The sequence below is a fragment of the Oscillospiraceae bacterium genome (assembly GCA_015067255.1).
In the GTDB taxonomy this organism is placed as follows: Bacteria; Bacillota; Clostridia; order Oscillospirales; family SIG519; genus SIG519.
Genome location: SVMS01000013.1, coordinates 40861 through 47059, shown reverse-complemented (window position 1 = coordinate 47059; position 6199 = coordinate 40861). Strand labels below are relative to the sequence as shown.

The 6199-nt window shown below is 36.5% G+C and carries 6 protein-coding genes; 2 read left to right on the top strand and 4 right to left on the bottom strand.

All coding sequences use genetic code 11. From position 1 onward, the window contains the following. From E7480_04550 to tnpA, 4 genes are all read right to left on the bottom strand, one after another. Positions 1-578, bottom strand: a 578-nt coding sequence (locus E7480_04550) for an IS30 family transposase (GenBank protein ID MBE6903857.1), incomplete at its 3' end; no start/stop codon positions are given. 222 nt (positions 579-800) lie between these two features. Continuing rightward, the gene (locus tag E7480_04545) at positions 801-1592 is read right to left on the bottom strand and encodes a PHP domain-containing protein (GenBank protein MBE6903856.1); all 792 of its coding nucleotides are present in this window, start codon (positions 1590-1592) and stop codon (positions 801-803) included. 19 nt (positions 1593-1611) lie between these two features. Beyond that, entirely contained in the window at positions 1612-1887 is a 276-nt protein-coding gene (locus E7480_04540) for a hypothetical protein (GenBank protein ID MBE6903855.1), read from the bottom strand. 505 nt (positions 1888-2392) lie between these two features. Then, a complete protein-coding gene (tnpA, locus tag E7480_04535) occupies positions 2393-2872 on the bottom strand; it encodes an IS200/IS605 family transposase (protein MBE6903854.1) in 480 nt (159 codons plus the stop codon). Positions 2873-3141: 269 nt separating this feature from the next. Between tnpA and E7480_04530 the strand changes: the two genes are divergently transcribed. Both E7480_04530 and E7480_04525 read left to right on the top strand, forming a co-directional pair. After that, positions 3142-4512 carry a hypothetical protein gene (locus E7480_04530; protein MBE6903853.1) on the top strand — a complete coding sequence of 457 codons (1371 nt, stop codon included), beginning with the start codon at positions 3142-3144 and terminating at the stop codon, positions 4510-4512. A gap of 592 nt (positions 4513-5104) precedes the next feature. Further along, positions 5105-6190 carry a hypothetical protein gene (locus tag E7480_04525; protein ID MBE6903852.1) on the top strand — a complete coding sequence of 362 codons (1086 nt, stop codon included), beginning with the start codon at positions 5105-5107 and terminating at the stop codon, positions 6188-6190. Positions 6191-6199: the final 9 nt, after the last annotated feature.

The following is a 6199-nucleotide window of genomic DNA, read 5'->3' as shown; positions in this document are numbered from 1 at the left end:
TACCTTGTTTGTCTTTCTGCTAATGTTGCAAAGCAAACTTTAGACTTTCCTCTGCCAGATACTACCGTGTCTGCTTCCCAATGTCCAAATTCTAATCGTTTGTATACGCTTTTTTCTCTTTTTCGTATTGTTTTTCCAAGATTAAACTTCCCGCGTGTTTCTTTTTTTCCTCGACTTTTACCTTTTCGTCTTAAGACCTTTAAGTTAACATCAATATATTTTTCATATATCCAACGGTAAATTGTTCTAACTGAAGGCATATTTAACTCACAAGGTGCGTTTGCTATTTGCTCTGGCGACCAAGTAAGCAGAAGCTTTTCCTTAATATATTCTAATTTTACAGGATCTTGAAACATACCCCTATGACAATATGACCGCCTTAGTAGGTATTTCTTTTGTGCGGTATATGGATAATATGTTGGTATATCGTACATATGTGTTCGATTTCTATTTATTTCTCTACTAACCGTACTTACATTTCGGCCTATTAACTCAGCAATTTTTCGGTAACTATATCCTTTTAGATAATATTCTCGTAGACAACAGCGTTCTTCTATGGTAAGATGGGTGTAGCTCATATGAATTCTCCTTGGTTTTTGTTTAGTCGCATTTACATTATACCATAGATTTATATGAGCTGTCTTTTTTTATTTAACTGTTGCACTTGATAGTATAACTCACCGCGAATAAAACTGGCGTTGTATCCTTACGGATACAACGCCTACCCCAGAACCTTGTTGTTTTCACAATAAAAAAGAGCAAGAATAAAAGGATATCCCTTCCATTCTTGCTCTTATCTTTTAAATTATAAATTTATCATCTTCAGTAAGCTCAAGTAAGTCTATTGCTCTTTCAAAAATTCTTTTTGCATTATCAAGCGTTTCGGGATGATGTGCATCACTTCCACAATAGAACTTACAGTTACACTTCTTAGCTATTCTGTAAATTCTCAAAACGGTATCCGCTTCTTCGTCCTTAAAGTCCATATCGTAAGAATTCAGTTCTATTCCTACACCAAGCTTTGCTGCCTTGGTAAACAGTCTTATAAGCTCCTCTTGGGGTAATAATGTAAATACCTCCAATAGCTCCTCTCTTGTAGGCGCTATCAATCCGCAGGTCAAATGAGGAATGCCGACTTTATGGAAAGGCAAATCCATATTAAGCACTGCATCCAGACGTTTTACCCAAGCTTTAGCCCTGCTTTTTGCATCAACAAGCTCTTCTTCAAGCAAAGCATATGTATTATGCATATGCGTAGTAGGTGCAATTATAAAATCAAATAAATCATACTTTTCAGGAGAAATTCCCAATGTCAGAAACCTGTTAAGCTCAGTTTCACAGCCGAAAAGAAAACGAACACCCTCTGTCTGCGGCAACGGCTTCGACTGTACCACATGCTGATAATTCTGCGGTCTATACCAATTGTCATCAGTTTCAACACTCTCATCCCAAAAATGATCGGTTACACATACAGTTTTTAACCCATTGTCCTTTGCATACTTCAAAATTCTTTCCGTTGTCTGTCCGTCATCCTTAGAACAATCTGAAAGCTTTGAGTGAATGTGTAAATCACTGTCAACAATAAATTTAATACTAACACCTCATTATATTTTAATAATCAGTTTCTACCAGAAACCAATGTTCTTTTAATTTTATTACGCTTGTAATCGGATGTCCTGTTTCATTTTTATATATCAAAGCTTCATCTTTAGATGAATATATTAACTCAACAGAACCGCTTAAAAAACCTCTGAACACCCAAAAGGAAATAACCTGTTCACTATCTTTTTGATAGATATAAATATTTCCGTCTGAGCTAAGCTTTCCGTATCCTTTGGGCAGCTTTACATCCCCCAAGCTTTCAACAATATCATTATTTTTAACCATTTCGACAATTTCAAGTCTGTCTTTTTCGTATAATTCTAATTCTAAATTCACTTTAGCACTCCGAAACGGAAAAAACAAAATTACAACAAGTGTTACTAAAGAAATAGCCAAAGAAACATAATTTGTAGCAACAAAACGATGACGAACAATAAAAATAATTGAACAAATTAAAATAGCAAGAAGCACCAAAATTGAAAGAGCTAAAGGGATAAATCCAAAAACAAAATAACGGTCAAACAACACGTCAGAATACCAAAAACATATAAAATTGCAAAGCATGGCAAAAATCGAAAAAAATAAATTAAAATATTTTTTCACAAAATCACTGCCTTAGGTGTATTATAGCATAAAAGCGGAAATAAGTCAAGACCACCAGTTAAACTGGTGGCTTGCACAGCCCCTATAAGGGGCTAATACAGGCTACATCCCTAAAAGGGATGTCTGAAGGTTTGACACCGCATTACAATCACTGGCAGCCGCTCACGTGCGGCTGTCTTTTTTTAGCCTACTTATTCTTGGCACCCATAAACGGGTCCATATATTCCTTGAGACTTATCTGGTCCGAGGCGTTATCTTCCTCTAATTGATTTCTAATATATTCAGCTATTACTTTCTTATTTCTTCCCACCGTGTCTACATAATAGCCTCGGCACCAGAAACGCCTCGATCCATACTTATATTTTAAATTTGCATGTCTATCAAATATCATTAGTGAACTTTTTCCCTTGAGATATCCCATAAATTGTGCTATACTTATATGCGGCGGGATACTTACCAGCATATGTATATGATCTACACATGCCTCCGCTTCTATTATCTCTACTCCCTTTTGCTCACACAATTTCCTCAGTATTTCTCCTATATCTTTCTTTGTTTGACCATATATTTCTTGTCTTCTGTATTTCGGTGCAAATACTATATGATACTGACATCTGTACCTTGAATGTGCACTGCTCTTTATTTCGTTTCTATCTTTCTTTATCATGTTATAATTCCTCCGTTTTTTTGTGTAATGCGGTCGCCAAACCTTACACAATTATATCACGGAGGTTTTATTTTTACATATACTAAAGTATTTATCTTCCCCCGGTAGAACCGGGGGTTTATTTCCACACCTAAAGGCACCAATCAATGCGGAGCATTAATCCACCGTAGGTGATATGTAATCAATTCGAAGAACAAGCATTCACGGCTTGCAAATAATAATGATATTTGATAAACTGAATACAATAATTATTACAATGGAGTGGTTTTATGCGTATCAAAAAAGTTCTTGCGAGTGATATTGCCGCATTAGACAGCAATGTATATACCGGCGGCGGCACCGATGATACTGCCGCTTTGCAAGCTGCTTTAGATGAAGCAGCCATTTGTGGCGGTGTGCATTTGATTATGGACGGTGCAGCGCTTATCAGCGGTCTGCGTGTGCATTCCAACACAACCATTGAGTGTCTGAGCCGGGATTGCGGTTTTTATCAAATGAACAATTCCAACCAAGCCATTATCACCAACTACGATTGGGATTTATATGAGAACAAAACCAAAAATGTGGTTTTACAAGGTGGTACTTACAATCAAAACTGTTTAAATCAAGTGCACGATACCACCGCCGAAGAAACACCATATCCCGATGAAGCAAAAAAAGTACTGCTCTCGGGAAATCGTCATTGGGTCTTCGGTCTTGAATTTTACGGTATTGAATATTTAACCGTTCGGGATATTACCCTGCGGGATTTCCGCACATTTTCCACCGCCATCGGCGGTTTCCGTAATGTAACCATTGAGAACGTTTGGCTAAACCTGCCCAATCGGATGCACGGTCAAAACCAAGACGGATTTCATTTTTGGGGACCGGGTCAATTTCTTACTGTTAAAAACACAGGCGGTCATGTAGGCGATGATTTTATGAATTTGGGGCCGGACGAAATGGACTGCAGATCTTCGATTACCGATGTATTGATAGACGGAGTCTATTTGGAAGATGCCGACCAATCTATTCGTATGCTTTCTCGCAATACGGGTACTTTGGACCGTGTTACCGTACGGAATGTAAGCGGTACTTATCGCAGTTTCGGTTTTTATATCAATAACTGGTTTCCGGGCAATACCTACGGCGATTTCAAAAACATTTTTATCGAAAACATAGATTTGCGGCAGACCAAGCCAAACTATGATTATCGTGCCCCCATTTTATTCGGCATCGGCGGCAATATTGAATCGCTGATTATGAAGAATATTCGCCATCATCAACCCACTGATAACCGAACCTTGTTTGAAATCGGACGTCCGTTCTACGACCTGAATTTCAACTTTCCTGCCGATAATTTACCCCGTATGGAAAACATCGTTATTGACGGATTGACCATTATGGAAGAAACAGATGCTGCAACGGATGCAGAGTACATTCAAGTATATTTGCCTGTTGAACGATTGGCGTTAAAAGATGTTACTGTCATTCGTAAAAATATACAACAACCCGACGGTCATTTATTGGCTGTAAAAGAACAGGGTGCCATTGACCGATTGGATTTGCAAGACATCTCGGCAAACGGCTTTAAGACTCTTGTAGACGGCAAGGAAAATATTAAAAACACCGACGAATTTCACGTTCGTAACTTCAAATAAACAACAAAAAAGCACTGCATAGGCAGTGCTTTTTGTCATATCGTCAATAGGGACGCAAGGGGCTAAGTGAAGTATCGGCCTTGCCGAATGTGAAGTTATGGCTAACGCCATAGTGAAGTTTTGTGCTTCGCACAAAGTGAAGTTAAATGTGCCCCCCATGCCCGCAGGCACTTCACTTGCCGCAGGCATACTTCACGCACCGAAGGTGTGCTTATCGTACCGCAAGGCACACTTAGTTTCCAAAACAAAAAGCACTTCTTTGTGGCACCCGACCTAAGGAAGGTGCCCCAAGGGGTAGCTCTTATATTCAAACTGAATTATTGATTTCGTTAAGCGGTATAGCTATTGGCTATGCCGTTTTTATTGTTACACACCTTTTCAAAGTGTGTAACCCACTATGACACTTTCTCAGATACTCTGAGCAAAGCTGTTGGCGGGCTCTTTGATGGTGGTCTTACTAAGTTGTCAAATATGACTGTATGATTTTTAACCTGTTTTTTGCGCTACGTCAAAAAAGACAACAAAAGTTGTCTAATATGACTACCATTTTAGAATGAGATGTGTTATAATGTAAAAAAAGGAGGCATAAGCCATGACAAATTTGAAGAAAAATATCGACCATTATATGAACTTAAAAGGGATAAAAATGTATAGTCATTTGCTGGTGAATATTGCACATGAATTAGGAATCAAAGGTCAAGAAGCATACAAATTTGCAAATAATGAAAAATCTAACTTTTCAAAAATGTTAAAAGGTAAAAGACCGCTTAAATATGAATTTATTATCCCTTTAGAAAAAATATTCGGTGTTTCATTAGCACGACTGATGGATGAAGATGCGTATAAATTACCTATAGAAAAAGAAAACGTACCATTTAACAAAGGCTTTAGATATTATGCATATTTAGATGATCCACAATTATACAAAAACGAATTTAATCTATTACTGGCAAACGATGGAAAACCTATCATCACTCAAACAGATGAATTTGGCAAAACCTTTCTTGATTATGTAGTTGAATATCATTCGGTTAATGGCGTGAGATATCTTTATGAAGAGTATGGAATAAAATTGAAATGGTTTTATAATCAGTTTGAATTCAGAAAAGACAAAGGAATAACTTGGATTAATTTTGAAAATAGTATAGAATTTGCGCGTCTTGTAGCAAGTATGAAGGACGTTGAATTATTTAATAGCATTTATGATTCTTATAATATGTTTTTTGCTTGTGGTTACTATGATGTTGACGGTTGTATTTTTGCCAACAATGATTTTTTGGAATTGATATTAGATAATGATGAGATATTCAATTCAATATTTGAAGAAAAATCTTATGTATTTGAATTAAGTAATAGCGCGAAACGAAAAAAACAGGTTGAGTCAATTACGTATAATTCAATCAATCCAATAATAAACACCTGTTTAAGTTATGCGTTAAAACATTTAGATAAATATAAACAACGAGCAATAGAAATATTAAAATTTGGAATCGACTACAACCGAAAGAAAGCTACTAATATAGATTTTAGCGATTATTATATTTGTAATGAACTTGGTGCTTTAAAAAAGTTTAAAGATGAAGATTTTTATGAATTGATTATTTTTGCTGATATAGAAACAAGCGACACCGAAATAAAAGCACTAATTTCTCAATTACCCAAATTCAATAAATACTAACAGGAGAAA